Raw genomic sequence first — 15,140 nt, forward strand, 5'->3', positions numbered from 1 at the left:
GTTTCGCCCGACTTGAAATGAAGTTTATTTTTAGAAGAAAGCTTTGCAAGTCGGAATTAAAAAATAAGGAAGGTAAGTATGGCGAAGAAAAAGGTGAATGTCGAATACGGCAATGATAGTATTACAGCCTTAAAAGGCGCCGATAAGGTTAGAAAAAGACCTGCGGTTATTTTTGGCTCTGACGGCATCGAGGGCTGTCAGCATTCTGTTTTTGAAATACTTTCAAACTCCATAGACGAGGCAAGAGAAGGTTACGGTAAGGAAATAGTAGTTACAAAATATAACGACGGCTCTTTTGAGGTTGAAGACCACGGAAGAGGTATTCCTGTTGACTTTAACAACAACGAACAGCGTTACAACTGGGAGCTGGTTTTCTGCGAAATGTATGCAGGCGGCAAATACAACAATAACGAAGGTGAAAACTACGAGTTTTCCCTTGGACTTAACGGATTGGGTCTTTGCTCAACCCAGTTTGCTTCCGAATATATGGATGTAGATATAAGACGTGACGGTATGCGCTACACCCTACACTTTGAAAAGGGTGAGAATATCGGCGGTCTTAAAAAGGAAACATACAACAAAAAGGACACAGGCACTAAGATAAAATGGAAGCCTGATATTGATGTTTTTACGGATATAGATGTTAAAAGCGAGTATTTTCTCGATGTAATGAAAAGACAGGCCATTGTCAATGCGGGAATAAATTTTATTTTCAGAGAGCAGAAAGGCAAGTCTTTCGAGGAAACTAACTTTAACTATGAAAACGGTATTTTAGACCATGTTAAAGAGCTTGTGGGCGACGACGGTATATCATCTGTTCAGAACTGGCAGACGGAAAGAAGCGTTCGTGACCGTGACGACAAGCCTGAATATAAGTTCAAGGCAAATGTTGCCTGCGCTTTTTCAAACCGTGTGGCTTGCAGTGAATACTATCACAATTCAAGCTGGCTTGAATACGGCGGTGCGCCTGAAAAGGCGGTAAAAAACGCTTTTGTATATCAGATTGACAGCTTTTTGAAGCAAAACGGCAAGTACAATAAAAGCGAAAGCAAGATAAATTTTACTGATGTTGAGGATTGTCTGGTTATTGTCATATCGTCATTTTCCACAATGACTTCGTACGAGAACCAGACAAAAAAAGCTATCACAAATAAGGGTATACAGGACGCTTTGGTGGAGTTTCTGCGCCACCAGCTTGAGATTTATTTTATTGAAAATCCTTTAGAAGCTGAAAAGGTCTGCAACCAGGTGCTTATCAACAAGAGAAGCCGTGAAAATGCGGAAAAAACAAGGCTCAACATAAAGAAAAACCTCACCAGCAACATGGACATAACAAACCGTGTGGCGAAGTTTGTTGACTGCCGAAGCAAGGACGTAAAGGAAAGAGAACTCTTCATAGTTGAGGGTGACTCGGCTCTTGGCGCATGTAAGCAGGCGAGAAACCCTGATTTTCAGGCTATCATTCCAATCAGAGGTAAAATATTGAACTGCTTGAAAGCGGATTACGATAAAATTTTCAAAAACGACATTATAACCGATTTGCTGAAGGTTTTGGGCTGCGGCGTTGAGGTTAAGACAAAGTCAAACAAGAACCTTTCCGTGTTTGATATAAATCTTTTAAGGTGGAACAAGGTTATAATCTGCACCGATGCGGACGTGGACGGTTTCCAGATAAGAACTTTGGTGCTTACCATGCTTTACCGTCTTACCCCGACCCTTATTAAAGAGGGAAAAGTGTTTATTGCAGAGTCACCTCTTTACGAGATAACCACTAAAAATCAGATTTATTTTGCCTATACTGAGGCTGAAAAGGAGAAGTATCTCAATCAAATAGGCAAGGAAAAATTCACCGTTCAGCGAAGTAAGGGACTTGGTGAAAACGAAGCGGACATGATGAGCCTTACCACCATGAACCCTGCTACCAGACGACTTATAAAGGTTATGCCAGACGATGTGGAAAAGACAGCGGAAATTTTCGACATTCTTCTTGGCGACAACCTACAGGGCAGAAAAGAATTCATAGTAGAACACGGCAACGAATACATCGACGAGCTCGACGTAAGTTAATTTTAGTTCCGCCTTGGAAGACTTCCTTTTGGAGGTTACCGTTCGTTCGTGCGGCGGGTATAGGTTTGTTTTGGCGGTTGAATGGCTATTTATGCAATTAGCTTTTTATTTTAGTTCCGCCTTGGAAGACTTCCTTTTGGAGGTTACCGTTCGTTCGTGCGGCGGGTAAAGGTTTGTTTTGGCGGTTAGGTTGCTATTCTTACATTTAGGTGTATTTTGAATGAATTATGTTGAAAATAGGTTGCAATAAAAGAATATTTCTATAAAAGAAAAATATAAACTAAAGTTAAATGATAAATAAAATCTATTCTTAGGCAGGAAAACAAAGTTAAAACCGCCGCATGGATGGAGTATTCAAATATATAAATCTTTCCAAGGCGGACAGAAAAAATAGCGAGCCATTCCAAAGATTAAGAGAAAGGTCTCGCCCGACGGAAAACGGGAGCTATTTTTAAGCTTATCCTTTCCCCGTCGGATATAAAATAAAAGGGGGAAAAGAGTTGGCTTCACGAAAAAGAAGTTCAAATAAAGAAAATACGGAACGTATAAAGGGCATTATTGAGGGCGCAGGTATGGTTGTGGAACAGAAAATTGTTTCTACAATTCAGGAAAACTATATGCCCTACGCTATGAGCGTTATTTTGTCCCGTGCAATTCCGGAAATAGACGGCTTTAAGCCTTCACATAGAAAACTGCTGTATACAATGTATAAAATGGGCTTGCTTACAGGAGCAAGAACAAAGTCCGCAAATATTGTGGGCGCTACAATGAAATTAAATCCCCACGGTGATGCGGCTATTTATGATACTATGGTGCGACTGTCCCGTGGTTATGAGGCTCTGCTTCATCCGTATGTGGATTCAAAGGGTAACTTCGGTAAATTTTACAGCCGTGATATGGCATGGGCGGCTTCGAGATATACGGAAGCAAAGCTTGATGTGATATGCAACGAGCTTTTCCGTGATATAGATAAGGACGCAGTTGACTTCATGGACAACTACGACAATACAATGAAAGAGCCTACCCTTTTGCCTGCAACATTCCCGTCTGTTTTGGTAAATGCAAATACGGGTATTGCGGTTGGTATGGCTTCAAGTATCTGTTCTTTTAACCTTAGAGAAATCTGTGAAACCACTGCCGCCCTTATAAAAGACCCGGACCACGATATAAAATCCACATTGCCGGCTCCTGACTTTATAGGCGCAGGACAGATTATCTATAACGAAAAGGCTATAGATGATATCTACAGAACCGGTAAGGGAAGTATCAAGGTAAGGTCAAAATATGAGTATGATAAAAGCGCAAACTGTATCGACATAACAGCTATACCGCCGACAACTACCTGTGAAGCTATAATCGAAAAGGTTATAGATTTGGTAAAGGGCGGAAAAGCTAAGGAAATTTCCGATATACGTGACGAAACAGGACGTGACGGTTTAAAAATTACCATTGATTTGAAAAGGGGAGTTGACCCCGATAAGCTTATGGCAAAGCTTTTCAGATTTACAACCTTGGAGGACAGCTTTTCCTGTAATTTCAATGTGCTTATCGGCGGAGTTCCACGAGTGCTGGGTGTTAAGGATTTGCTTAACGAGTGGACGGCTTTCCGTATGGAATGTATAAGACGACGCACATATTTTGAGCTTGGAAAGAAAACAGATAAGCTTCACCTTTTGAAAGGTCTTGAAGTAATTCTTCTTGATATCGACAAGGCCATAAAAATTGTAAGAGAAACAGAGGAAGAAAACGAGGTTGTGCCAAACCTTATGATTGGCTTCGGTATCGACCAAATTCAGGCGGAATATGTGGCGGAAATCAAACTTCGCCATTTGAACCGTGAGTACATTTTGAAGAGAACCAAAGAGATTGAAGACCTTGAAAAGGAGATTGCCGAGCTTGAAGGGATTCTCAAGAGCAAAACAAAGATTAAAAACATAATTGTTAAAGAGCTTAAAGAGGTTGCGGATAAGTACGGCAAGCCAAGAAAGAGCCTTATAATCTATGAGGACGAAACAAATTATGTGGAAGAGGCTGAGGAAATACCGGACTATGCGGTAAACTTCTTCTTTACAAAAGAGGGATATTTCAAAAAAATAACCCCGCTTTCTCTGAGAATGAGCGGAGAGCAGAAGCTTAAAGAGGGCGACGAGATTTCCGAGGTTATAGAGGGAACAAACGGCTGTGACCTTTTGTTCTTTACAAATAAATGTCAGGTGTATAAGGCGAAAGCCAACGACTTCGGCGATACAAAGGCAAGCGTTTTGGGCGAGTATATCCCTGCAAAGCTATCTATGGACGAGGGCGAAACCGCTGTCAAGATGGTTGTAACAAAGGATTACAAGGGATTTTTGATTTTCGGCTATGAAAACGGCAAGCTTGGAAAGGTTCCCCTTGAAAGCTATGCCACAAAGACCAACAGAAAAAAGCTTGCAAACGCCTACAGCGACAAAGCGCCCCTTGCGGATATGGAGTTTTTCACGGAAGAGGGAGAAATGCTTTTGGAGTCCTCCTCAGGCAGACTGCTTATAGTGAATACCGCAGATATCGCCCTTAAAACCTCAAGAACCACCCAAGGTGTTGCGGTTATGAAGCAGAAAAAAGGTCATAGACTTATGTCAGTTAAAAAGTATGAAACGGGAACATTTAAAAACGAAAAGCGTTTTAAAATAAAGACAATCCCCTCAATGGGAGCTATACCCACAGCGGAGGAACAGGGGGAACAGCTTTCCCTGGTTTCCGAAGGTGAAAAATAAGTTAAATTAAAAAACAAGGACGCCTGCATCCATAGAGAATGCAGACGTCTGTTTTTTAATGTATTTGAGGTTGATTGTTATTTTGCTTTTCTGGCTATGTATCCAAAAGTAAAGGCTACTATCGTAAATATAATATCTAACAGGCCTGCAATTTCGTCCTGTTTAAATATTATTACCAAGATGTACAAAGCAGATGCACAGACACAGAATAATATGAATATTGGAACAGATATCTTTTTATCATTGTCTAAAGCGTCTTTTGAGGCATTGGAGTCGTACACAATGAGTTTCGGAATGGTTGTATGTTCATCTTTGTCAAAAGCATATTTTGAGATTTTGCAGTGGTACATGAAGTAGAAAAGTACTATCAGCAGAGTATAGAATAAAGCTGCCAGGTGAAAGCTGAAATGTGCCTCCGGTGGAGCATATTCATACCAATCTGTGATGTTAAATACAAGCAAAGAACCCGAAATTATAAAAAGATAGAAAAAAAATACTGCCGTTTTGTATGCGGTAGGTTGTTTAACAGTTATAGCCATAAAAGACACCTCCTAATACTTATAATAATATTGTTTGTTTTTATAATTATATCATTTACATTAACTTAAATCAATATGTTTCCGTGAATTTCTGAAACAAAAAATCTATGTATTTTTGTTTAAAAATAATAAAGTGTTTGTGTGGGTTTACAATTTTCGATATCAAGATTGTTATATTTGACTAAAATGTTTTTTGGAAATCTTTTAGGATAAAAAAATTAAAAAATACTTGAATTTACATCTATCATATGGTAAAATACGATGTATGAATGTAGAAATATGCTTTGTGGGATTTCGGATAATTTTTCCGCAAAGATAATATGAATTGAAAGGACGAAAATAAATGTCAGGTTTGGAAATCGCATTAGGCGCTCTTCTTATTGTTTTTGCAATTATTATGATTATCGTAATCATTCTCCAGGAGGGCAACCAGCAGGGTATCGGTGTTGTTACAGGCGGTGCAGATTCTTTCTTCTCTAAGAACAAGGCTCGTTCAATCGACGCTTTCCTTTCACGCTGGACAAAGATTATTGCAATCGGCTTCGTTGTTTTTGTTGTTGCACTTAACATTTTCATGTTCTTTGCAAAATAATCACAAGCATTATTGCCTTAATAAAAGCATAAAATTAACCGTCGGGTTTACCGGCGGTTTATTTTTTTGCAATTGGAGGCGAATGTATGAACACTGCTGTTGTAATTATGATTTTGCTTTGCACCGTGGTTTTATTCGGAATAATAAACGCTTTATTTCTAAAGAAAAAACCCCTTAAAACCGGATTTATGTACGTGCTTTTTGGAGTGGCTTCCTTGTTTGCGGTAAACCTTACCTCGGCTTATACAGGTATAAACCTACCCATAAGCTGTTGGTCACTTATAATATCCGGTGTTGGGGGAATTCCCGGCACAATACTTTTGTGCGTAATGCAGTTTATAATAGTTTGAATTTTACAAAAGGCTTCCTATGTTGCTTAAAGCTTCGTCAATAAGGTCTTTGTTTCTGGTCATAAGGGCAACCATAACCTTGTAGACGGTTTCAGGACTTTTGTGGAAATTTTTTCTTACAAGACGAGCCTGGTTGATGTCCGGAACATAAAGCTGGAAATTCATAAGGTTCATATCGCCGCCGGATATGGAGCAGTTTACATAACATCCGTTTTCGGTCTGTGTTATTGTAACTTTGTTTTCCTTTTCTATTCTCTGCTTTTCCAAAAGCTCTAATGTGCAGGCGTATGCCTTTTCCTTAACCGAATAGGCGAGATTATTTTCAAGCTGGTCGGCAATCATCATGCCGTCCTTTGTAAGCTCGAAAAGCTTTTCTCCTTTTTCACTTTTTTTAAGATTTCCCAGCTTTACAAGATCGTCAAAGCAGGAGCAGGTTTCAAAATAATTGGCGAGAGCTTTTTCTAAAATTGCGCTTACCACCAGCTCTTTACTCAAGGGCTTTTTGACCGCACGGAAAATATAACAGATGAGCATTTTGATCTCTGTTTTTGTTCTCATACCGCCGGGGATTATTCCCTCGTCAAATGTGTCAAAAATATTATTTTGCGCCATATACATAACCTCTTTAGCTTTACTATGTTTATAATTATAACACAAAATTTTCCTTTTGTGTAGGTTATTTTTAAATTACTTGACTATTTTTAAGGTTTGTGATATCTTATGCATTAAGAAGGGAGGCGCTTTTATGGAGTATATGCCTTATATATGGATTGCAATAGCTCTTGTTATGGGAATAATCGAAGCATCCACCGCACAGCTTGTGTCTGTATGGTTTGTTATAGGTGGTTTGGCGGCGGCTGTAAGCTGTATTTTTACAGATAATGTATTTATACAGATAGCGGTTTTCTTGATTGTTTCCTTTGCAAGTCTTTTGGCAACAAGACCTTTCGTGAAAAAAATTACAAAATTCGGGAGAGTTAAAACAAATCTTGACTCTACAGTGGGAAAAACTGCGGTTGTCACCAGCGACATAGACAACAGAATGAGCCAGGGCGCCGTAACTGTAGGAGGAAAGGTTTGGACAGCACGTTCCGTTGACGGAAAGGTTATCCCGAAAAACAGCAGCGTAAAGGTTATTTCCATTGAAGGGGTCAAACTTATTGTAGAAAAAATCTAAGGCTTAAAGCCTTTAATGAGAGGAGTACTAATATGGAATTTTTTGAAGAGGTATTGCCAAACATGATGGGATTTTTGGTTCCGGCAATTATTGTACTTATAGTTATAATCGTAGTTGTAAGAAACATCAGAATTGTTCCTCAGGCACACGCCTATGTAATAGAGCGTCTCGGCGCATACTATACCACATGGGGAACAGGTCTGCACATAAAAATACCGATTGTGGACAGGGTTCATCAAAATGTTACCCTTAAAGAGCAGGTTGTGGACTTCCCGCCTCAGCCGGTTATCACAAGAGATAACGTAACAATGCAGATTGACACAGTTGTGTATTTTGAAATCACAGACCCTAAGCTTTACTGCTACGGTGTTGAAAGACCTATAAGCGCTATTGAAAATCTCACCGCCACAACACTTAGAAACATCATAGGCGATTTGGAACTTGACAGCACTTTGACATCAAGAGATACCATAAACGACAAGATAAGAATTATCCTTGACGAGGCTACAGACGCATGGGGCATTAAGGTTATCCGTGTTGAGCTTAAAAACATTCTTCCGCCGAGAGAAATTCAGGACGCTATGGAAAAGCAGATGAAGGCAGAACGTGAAAGACGTGCAAGAATTCTCGACGCAGAGGGTGAAAAGAGAAGCCAGATTCTTGTTGCAGAAGGTATGAAGGAATCTGCAATCCTCAAGGCAGACGCTATTAAGGAGTCAAAGATAAGAGAGGCAGCCGGTGAGGCTGAAGCTATTTTGACTGTTCAGAAGGCTTATGCAGACGCTCTTAGAATGCTCAACGAGGCTAATCCTACAGACAAGGTTATCACACTTAAGAGCCTTGAGGCTTTCCAGAAAGCCGCAGACGGAAAAGCTACAAAGATTATTATTCCGTCAGAAATTCAGGGTATTGCCGGACTTGCCACATCTCTTAAAGAGGTTTGGAACAGCGACGCACCTGTTTCAAAGTAAAAAAATAGGTTTTTTAAAGGAAATATACCCAATATATAGGAAAAAATCATTTTTCACAGGTATATCTATTGAATTTTAATCTGTTTTAACTTATAATAAAATACAAGTAATGTTGTATGCTCAGGCTACGGTTTACCGTAGCCTTTTGCTTTAAGAGCCTACATTTTTGCGGATTAAAACAAAGGAGAGATTGACATGAGAAAAGTTGCAGTAATCATGGGAAGCGACAGCGATTTCGGTGTTGTTTCAAAAGCCGTTAAGAAGTTAAAGGAATTTGGTGTTCCCTATGAGGTTCACGTAATGAGCGCACACCGCACACCTTTCCAGGCGGCTGAATTTGCTTCAAAGGCAAAGGAAAACGGCTTCGGCGTTATAATCGCAGCAGCAGGAATGGCTGCTCACCTTGCAGGCGTGCTTGCAGCACATACAACTCTTCCGGTTATCGGAATTCCGGTAAAATCAGCAAACTTTGACGGTTTGGACGCTTTGCTTGCCACCGTTCAGATGCCTACAGGTATCCCTGTTGCAACTGTTGCAGTTGACGGAGCAGGAAACGCAGGTATTCTGGCAGTTCAGATGCTGGCTTTAAGCGACGATGAATTGGCTTCAAAGCTTGAAAACATGAAAAAGACAATGGAGCAGGAAGTTTTGGCAAAGGACGAGGCTTTGCAGGAAAAGGTTGCTCAGTTATAATTTGTAAACAGTATATACTCAACTAATATAAAAAATAAAATACAGGAGTGTTTCGGATGAAGAGTTTTTCTGAAAGCTATAAGGCGGCAGGCGTTGACGTAACTGCCGGATATAAAGCTGTTGAGCTTATGAAAAAGCATGTAGCAAGAACAACAACTGATGGCGTTGTTTCAGGTATCGGCGGTTTCGGCGGTCTTTTTAAGCCGGATATCGCAGGAATGGAAGAGCCTATTCTCGTAAGCGGTACTGACGGTGTAGGTACAAAGCTTAAGCTTGCTTTCCTTCTCAACAAGCATGATACTATCGGTATCGACGCTGTTGCTATGTGCGTAAACGACGTTGTATGCTGCGGCGCAAAGCCTTTGTTCTTCCTTGACTATGTGGCAGTTGGAAAGAATGTTCCTGAGAGAGTTGCAGAGATAGTTTCAGGTATTGCAGACGGCTGCGTTCAGTCAGGCTGCGCTTTGGTAGGCGGCGAAACCGCTGAGATGCCGGGATTTTATCCTGTTGACGAATACGACGTTGCAGGTTTCTGCGTTGGTATGGTTGACAAGAAAAAGATTATTGACGGAAGCAGACTCGAAAAGGGCGATGTGCTTATCGGTATTGCTTCTTCCGGTGTTCACTCCAACGGTTTCTCCCTTGTAAGAAAGGTTTTCGACATCAACGAGGAAACAATTCACAACACTTACGAGGAGCTTTCAAAGCCTTTGGGCGAGACCTTGCTCACACCTACAAAGATTTATGTTAAGGCTGTTTTGAACCTTATCGAAAATATCGACGTTAAGGCTATTTCCCACATCACAGGCGGCGGCTTCTATGAGAACATTCCGAGAATGATGAAAGAGGGACTTACAGCAAGAATTAAGAAGGACGCAGTTCCTGTACTTCCTATCTTTAAGGTAATTCAGAGAGTTGGCAACATCCCTGAAAGAGATATGTTCAACACATTTAATATGGGTATCGGTATGATTGCCGCTGTTCCTGCATGTCAGGCTGACAAGGCTATAGAGATACTTAACAACATCGGTGAAACTGCAGTTATTCTCGGTGAGGTTGCCGAGGGCAGCGACGGAGTGGTGCTTGAGTAATGAAAAATATTGTGGTTTTGGTATCCGGAGGAGGTACAAACCTTCAGGCGCTTATTGACGCTTCCGAAAGAGGAGAAATCGAAAACGGCAGAATTTCCTGCGTTGTTTCTTCAAACCCAAATGCTTACGCCATTGAAAGAGCAAAGAAACACAACATAGATTACGCCGTTATCAGACGCAAGGATTATAAAAGCCTTGATTCCTATGACGAGGCGCTGACCGCTCTGCTTTTGGAGAAAAAGGCGGATTTGGTTGTGCTTGCCGGATTTATGACAATTCTTGGCGACAAGGTTATAAAACAGTTTGAAAACAGAATGATAAATATACACCCGTCCCTTATTCCAAGCTTTTGCGGAGCAGGCTTTTACGGACTTAAAGTCCACGAAGCCGCCCTTGCAAGGGGGGTTAAGGTGACAGGAGCTACCGTGCATTTTGTAAACGAGATTTGCGACGGCGGCCCTATAATTCTTCAAAAGGCTGTGGAGATTTCCGACGACGATACTGCGGAAACTTTACAGAGAAAGGTTATGGAGCAGGCTGAGTGGAAGATACTTCCAAAGGCGGTATCACTCTTTTGCAGTGAAAAAATTTCGGTGCAGGGCGGCAGAACAATAATTAAAGATTGAGGAGGAAACAACAAATGAAACCCGTTTCAGCAGAAAAATATTTGAGTGTTAATCCATATCCGGGCAGAGGAATTATGCTCGGTAAAAGCGCAGACGGAAAAAAGGCTGTAATCGCTTATTTCATCATGGGCAGAAGCGAGAACAGCAGAAACAGAATTTTTGTTGAGGAGAAAGACGGTATCCGCACACAGGCTTTTGACGAGAGCAAGCTTGTTGACCCTTCTCTTATTATTTATGCGCCGGTTAGAGTTCTTGGAAACAAGACTATCGTTACAAACGGTGACCAGACCGACACAATCTACGAGCTTATGAACCAGCAGATGACCTTTGAGCAGTCCTTGAGAACACGTGAGTTTGAGCCGGACGCACCAAACTACACCCCGAGAATTTCCGGTATTGTAAAGGCAGACAATGGCAAGATGAACTACGCTATGTCAATTCTCAAGAGCGCAAACGGCAATCCTGACTGCTGCGAGAGATACACATTCAGCTATTCAGCTCCTTTGGCAGGCGAGGGCAGACTTATCCACACATACATGAGCGACGGAAATCCTCTCCCAAGCTTCGAGGGCGAGCCTGTTCTTGTTGAAATCGGCAACGACGATATCGACAGCTTTGCAAATAAAATTTGGAACGCTTTGAACGAGGAAAATAAGGTATCACTGTTTGTAAGATACATTGATATTGAAACAGGATGCTTTGAGTCAAGAATTATAAACAAGAATGTATAATATATAGTTTGATGAAGTAAGGGGATAGTGAAATGAACGATTTGCTTTTAAAATACGGCTGTAACCCGAACCAAAAGCCATCAAAAATCTTTATGAAAGACGGTTCTGACCTTCCAATCGAGGTTTTAAACGGCAATCCGGGTTATATCAACTTTTTGGACGCTTTCAACAGCTGGCAGCTTGTCTGCGAGCTTAAAGCAGCTACAGGACTTCCGGCAGCAGCTTCATTTAAGCATGTAAGCCCTGCAGGTGCTGCTGTTGCTACAGAGCTTTCCGACACTCTTAAAAAGATTTACTTTGTTGACGATTTGGAGCTTTCTCCAATCGCCTGCGCATATGCAAAGGCAAGAGGCGCAGACAGAATGTCCTCTTACGGCGACTGGGTTGCACTTTCCGACACCTGTGACGCTTCCGTTGCAACTCTCCTTAAAAGAGAGGTTTCCGACGGAATTATCGCCCCTGACTACACCGAGGAAGCTTTGGAAATCCTCAAGTCAAAGAGAGGCGGCAGATACAATGTTGTAAAGATTGACCCTAACTACAAGCCTGCCGCTGTAGAGCATAAGGATGTTTTCGGCGTTACTTTCCAGCAGGGAAGAAACGAGCTTCTTATAAACGAAGCAATGCTTATGCGGAACATTGTTACAGAGAACAAAGAGTTTACAGAGGAAGCAAAGAGAGATTTGCTGATAGCTCTTATCACACTTAAATATACACAGTCCAACTCCGTTTGCTATGCAAAGGACGGACAGGCTATCGGCGTTGGCGCAGGTCAGCAGTCAAGAATCCACTGCACAAGACTTGCAGGAAACAAGGCTGATATCTGGTACCTCAGACAGCATCCGAAGGTATTAAATCTTCCTTTCGTTGACGATATCAGACGTCCTGACCGTGATAACACAATCGACGTTTATATTTCCGACGATTACGAGGATGTATTGGCAGAGGGAACATGGCAGCAGTTCTTCAAAACAAAGCCAGAGCCTCTTTCAAGAGAAGAGAAAAAAGAATGGCTTAAGACACTCAAGGGCGTTTCTTTGGGCTCTGACGCATTCTTTCCATTCGGCGACAACATCGAGAGAGCAAAGCGTTCAGGCGTTGAGTTTATCGCACAGCCGGGCGGCTCTATAAGAGATGACAACGTAATAGATACCTGCAACAAGTACAACATGGTTATGTGCTTTACAGGAATTCGTCTGTTCCATCACTGATACGAGGTGGCTGTATGAAAATATTGATGATAGGTTCCGGCGGAAGAGAACACGCCCTTATCAAAAAGCTTCTTGAAAGTCCAAAGGTGGAGAAAATCTACTGCGCTCCCGGCAACGGCGGTATCGCCTGCGACGCTGAGAATGTTAATATCTCCGCAATGGACATTGAGGGCGTTGTGAATTTTTCAAAGGAAAATAAAATAGATTTGGTTTTTGTAGCTCCTGACGACCCGCTTGCCGCAGGTATGGTGGACGCTTTGGAGGCTGAGGGCATAAGAGCTTTCGGTCCTAAGAAGGCTGCGGCAGAAATCGAGGCTTCAAAGGTTTTCTCTAAAAATCTCATGAAGAAATACGGTATTCCAACAGCTGATTATCAGGTTTTCGACAACTCAAAGGACGCCCTTGATTATGTTGTAAACAACAATATGGCTCCTGTTGTTGTAAAAGCCGACGGTCTTGCTTTGGGTAAAGGCGTGCTTATCTGCCAAACAGTTGAGGACGCAAAGGCTGCAATCCATTCAATAATGGATGATAAGAAATTTGGCGAGTCAGGCAGCCGTGTAGTTATCGAGGAATTTCTCACAGGCCCAGAGGTTTCCGTTCTTTCATTTACAGACGGAAAGTGTGTAAAGCCTATGGTAAGTTCAAAGGACCACAAGAGAGCCTTGGACGGCGACAAGGGTCTTAACACAGGCGGAATGGGCACAATCAGCCCGAACCCATACTACACAGATGAAATGGCTGAGATTTGCAGAAAGACAATCTTTGAACCTACAATCGAAGCTATGAACAAAGAGGGCAGAACCTTTAAGGGATGTCTTTATTTCGGCCTTATGCTCACACCAAAGGGTCCGAAGGTTATAGAGTACAACGCACGTTTCGGCGACCCTGAAACTCAGGTTGTGCTTCCACGCCTTGAGACCGATTTGGTTGATATCTGTGAAGCCGTTATCGACGGAACACTTGGCGACATTGATATTAAGTGGAAAAAGGGAGCAGCTGCATGTGTTGTTATGGCAAGCGGCGGATATCCTGAAAGCTACAAAAAGGGTATAGAGATGAGCGGCCTTGATGAAAAAGGCGGGGTAGAAGGTGCAATAGTTTACCATGCGGGCACAAAACTGGAAAACGGCAAATTCTACACAAACGGCGGACGAGTATTGGGCGTTACCGCAGTTGACGACACCCTTGAGGGCGCACTGAAAAAAGCTTATGAGGCTGTTGAAAAAATAAGCTTCGAGGGCGCACACTATAGAAAAGACATCGGAACTTGTCCTGTTATTGTTTGATTTCCTTTTCCAAATTCCCATTGAAAAGAGGATTTGTAATTGAAATTTGCAACAGCGGTTGTTATCGTCTTTGTTTTGGCGATGATTTATTGTGTGTACAATTATTTTACAATGCAGAAAATTACGTTGAGCAATTATGTTGTCAGTGACAAAAGAATAAAGAAAAAGATAAGGATTGTTCACCTGAGTGATTTGCATTTAAAGGAGTTCGGGGAGTTTAACGGGGAGCTTACCAAAAAGATTTCTGAGCAAAACCCGGATGTGGTGGTTGTGACAGGTGATATGTGCAGGCGAGGAAATAAGGATTACACGCCTATAACTCATCTTTTGGAGGAGGTTGTGAAAACCGCTCCGGTGTACTACGCCTTGGGAAACCATGAACTGGACTACCTGAAAGATTACAACGATGAGATACTGAGGGAAATCAAAAGAACGGGTACGGTGATTTTGGACAATGAAATCGCCTGCCTTGAGGTGAAAGGCTCAAAGCTGAAATTTTTGGGTCTTAGCTGGTATGAAGAATTATCGGAAAACGGCATAAATTCGCCTGAGATACAGGAAGAAATAAAGCTGTTAAATAAATTCTGTCAGGGAGATGACTATAAAATACTTTTGTGTCATTACCCTGAATATGCAAAGAGCTGCTATAAGGTCAAATGCAAGGAGTTTTTAAACTACAAGTTTGATCTTATGCTTTCGGGACATGCCCACGGAGGTCTTGTGAGACTTCCATTTATAGGCGGTGTGATTGCGCCGTCCCAGGGACTTTTTCCGAAATACGACAAGGGTATTTACGATTTTGACGGCTTTAAACTTGTGGTTTCGGCAGGACTTGGGGATACCGGATATTTTTTCCGTGTCAACAATCCTCCGGAAATTGTAACAGTGGATTTAGTACCGAATGAACAATAAATAACATAAAGGAGCAGATTTCTGCTCCTTTCAGCTTGTCCAAAAACCCTGAATTTCTATCTGAAATTCAGGGTTTTTGCGTTTATCAAGCAACCAACACTTTGATAAAAAAGAAGGAGGAATTGGGGTTTAGCCTAT

Annotated in this window: 15 protein-coding genes; 13 read left to right on the top strand and 2 right to left on the bottom strand. The window is 41.7% G+C overall.

From position 1 onward, the window contains the following. Positions 1–78 precede the first annotated feature (78 nt). Positions 79–2,067, top strand: coding sequence for a DNA gyrase/topoisomerase IV subunit B (locus B5F08_RS03515; RefSeq protein ID WP_087376442.1), 1,989 nt, complete (start codon positions 79–81; stop codon positions 2,065–2,067). 500 nt (positions 2,068–2,567) lie between these two features. Next, positions 2,568–4,820 carry a DNA gyrase subunit A gene (locus B5F08_RS03520; RefSeq protein WP_242968235.1) on the top strand — a complete coding sequence of 751 codons (2,253 nt, stop codon included), beginning with the start codon at positions 2,568–2,570 and terminating at the stop codon, positions 4,818–4,820. A 77-nt stretch (positions 4,821–4,897) separates the two neighbouring features. Here the strand turns inward: B5F08_RS03520 and B5F08_RS03525 are convergent, their stop codons facing one another. Next, positions 4,898–5,359 carry a hypothetical protein gene (locus tag B5F08_RS03525; RefSeq protein ID WP_087376443.1) on the bottom strand — a complete coding sequence of 154 codons (462 nt, stop codon included), beginning with the start codon at positions 5,357–5,359 and terminating at the stop codon, positions 4,898–4,900. Between the two features lie 343 nt (positions 5,360–5,702). Between B5F08_RS03525 and secG the strand changes: the two genes are divergently transcribed. Together secG and B5F08_RS03535 are read left to right on the top strand one after the other, a co-directional pair. After that, complete coding sequence (gene secG / locus B5F08_RS03530) at positions 5,703–5,951, top strand: preprotein translocase subunit SecG (protein ID WP_087376444.1); 249 nt, start codon at positions 5,703–5,705, stop codon at positions 5,949–5,951. 86 nt (positions 5,952–6,037) lie between these two features. Then, entirely contained in the window at positions 6,038–6,301 is a 264-nt protein-coding gene (locus tag B5F08_RS03535; protein ID WP_087376445.1) for a pro-sigmaK processing inhibitor BofA family protein, read from the top strand. Positions 6,302–6,304: 3 nt separating this feature from the next. Here the strand turns inward: B5F08_RS03535 and B5F08_RS03540 are convergent, their stop codons facing one another. Continuing rightward, positions 6,305–6,913: a DUF4364 family protein gene (locus B5F08_RS03540; protein WP_158096200.1), complete on the bottom strand. Its 609-nt coding sequence runs from the start codon at positions 6,911–6,913 to the stop codon at positions 6,305–6,307. Between the two features lie 133 nt (positions 6,914–7,046). On the opposite strand from B5F08_RS03540, the gene B5F08_RS03545 reads away from it, so the two are divergent. The 9 genes from B5F08_RS03545 to B5F08_RS03585 all read left to right on the top strand — a co-directional run bounded on the left by B5F08_RS03545 (position 7,047) and on the right by B5F08_RS03585 (position 15,002). Further along, on the top strand, positions 7,047–7,478 hold the full coding sequence (locus B5F08_RS03545) for an NfeD family protein (RefSeq protein WP_087376447.1): 432 nt from the start codon (positions 7,047–7,049) through the stop codon (positions 7,476–7,478). A gap of 65 nt (positions 7,479–7,543) precedes the next feature. Beyond that, a complete protein-coding gene (locus B5F08_RS03550; RefSeq protein ID WP_087376466.1) occupies positions 7,544–8,449 on the top strand; it encodes an SPFH domain-containing protein in 906 nt (301 codons plus the stop codon). A gap of 195 nt (positions 8,450–8,644) precedes the next feature. Continuing rightward, on the top strand, positions 8,645–9,142 hold the full coding sequence (gene purE / locus B5F08_RS03555) for a 5-(carboxyamino)imidazole ribonucleotide mutase (protein WP_087376448.1): 498 nt from the start codon (positions 8,645–8,647) through the stop codon (positions 9,140–9,142). A 56-nt stretch (positions 9,143–9,198) separates the two neighbouring features. Continuing rightward, a complete protein-coding gene (gene purM, locus B5F08_RS03560) occupies positions 9,199–10,233 on the top strand; it encodes a phosphoribosylformylglycinamidine cyclo-ligase (RefSeq protein ID WP_087376449.1) in 1,035 nt (344 codons plus the stop codon). After that, on the top strand, positions 10,233–10,859 hold the full coding sequence (gene purN / locus B5F08_RS03565) for a phosphoribosylglycinamide formyltransferase (RefSeq protein WP_087376450.1): 627 nt from the start codon (positions 10,233–10,235) through the stop codon (positions 10,857–10,859). The genes purM and purN overlap by 1 nt, the downstream gene beginning before the upstream one ends. 14 nt (positions 10,860–10,873) lie before the next feature. Beyond that, the gene (locus B5F08_RS03570) at positions 10,874–11,590 is read left to right on the top strand and encodes an IMP cyclohydrolase (RefSeq protein ID WP_087376451.1); all 717 of its coding nucleotides are present in this window, start codon (positions 10,874–10,876) and stop codon (positions 11,588–11,590) included. Positions 11,591–11,622: 32 nt separating this feature from the next. After that, on the top strand, positions 11,623–12,801 hold the full coding sequence (locus B5F08_RS03575) for a phosphoribosylaminoimidazolecarboxamide formyltransferase (protein ID WP_087376452.1): 1,179 nt from the start codon (positions 11,623–11,625) through the stop codon (positions 12,799–12,801). Positions 12,802–12,815: 14 nt separating this feature from the next. Continuing rightward, entirely contained in the window at positions 12,816–14,090 is a 1,275-nt protein-coding gene (gene purD / locus B5F08_RS03580) for a phosphoribosylamine--glycine ligase (protein WP_087376453.1), read from the top strand. A 39-nt stretch (positions 14,091–14,129) separates the two neighbouring features. Next, positions 14,130–15,002, top strand: coding sequence for a metallophosphoesterase (locus B5F08_RS03585; protein WP_087376454.1), 873 nt, complete (start codon positions 14,130–14,132; stop codon positions 15,000–15,002). The last annotated feature ends 138 nt before the right edge of the window (positions 15,003–15,140 follow it).

The organism is Anaeromassilibacillus sp. An172 (genome assembly GCF_002160515.1).
GTDB lineage: Bacteria > Bacillota > Clostridia > Oscillospirales > Acutalibacteraceae > Limousia > Limousia pullorum.

Excerpts from the sequence above, each read along its gene's own strand:
- B5F08_RS03515 (WP_087376442.1), top strand. The coding sequence starts at position 79 with ATGGCGAAGAAAAAGGTGAATGTCGAATACGGCAATGATAGTATTACA.
- B5F08_RS03525 (WP_087376443.1), bottom strand. The coding sequence starts at position 5,359 with ATGGCTATAACTGTTAAACAACCTACCGCATACAAAACGGCAGTATTT.
- secG (WP_087376444.1), top strand. The coding sequence starts at position 5,703 with ATGTCAGGTTTGGAAATCGCATTAGGCGCTCTTCTTATTGTTTTTGCA.
- B5F08_RS03535 (WP_087376445.1), top strand. The coding sequence starts at position 6,038 with ATGAACACTGCTGTTGTAATTATGATTTTGCTTTGCACCGTGGTTTTA.
- B5F08_RS03540 (WP_158096200.1), bottom strand. The coding sequence starts at position 6,913 with ATGGCGCAAAATAATATTTTTGACACATTTGACGAGGGAATAATCCCC.
- B5F08_RS03545 (WP_087376447.1), top strand. The coding sequence starts at position 7,047 with ATGGAGTATATGCCTTATATATGGATTGCAATAGCTCTTGTTATGGGA.
- B5F08_RS03550 (WP_087376466.1), top strand. The coding sequence starts at position 7,544 with ATGGGATTTTTGGTTCCGGCAATTATTGTACTTATAGTTATAATCGTA.
- purE (WP_087376448.1), top strand. The coding sequence starts at position 8,645 with ATGAGAAAAGTTGCAGTAATCATGGGAAGCGACAGCGATTTCGGTGTT.
- purM (WP_087376449.1), top strand. The coding sequence starts at position 9,199 with ATGAAGAGTTTTTCTGAAAGCTATAAGGCGGCAGGCGTTGACGTAACT.
- purN (WP_087376450.1), top strand. The coding sequence starts at position 10,233 with ATGAAAAATATTGTGGTTTTGGTATCCGGAGGAGGTACAAACCTTCAG.
- B5F08_RS03570 (WP_087376451.1), top strand. The coding sequence starts at position 10,874 with ATGAAACCCGTTTCAGCAGAAAAATATTTGAGTGTTAATCCATATCCG.
- B5F08_RS03575 (WP_087376452.1), top strand. The coding sequence starts at position 11,623 with ATGAACGATTTGCTTTTAAAATACGGCTGTAACCCGAACCAAAAGCCA.
- purD (WP_087376453.1), top strand. The coding sequence starts at position 12,816 with ATGAAAATATTGATGATAGGTTCCGGCGGAAGAGAACACGCCCTTATC.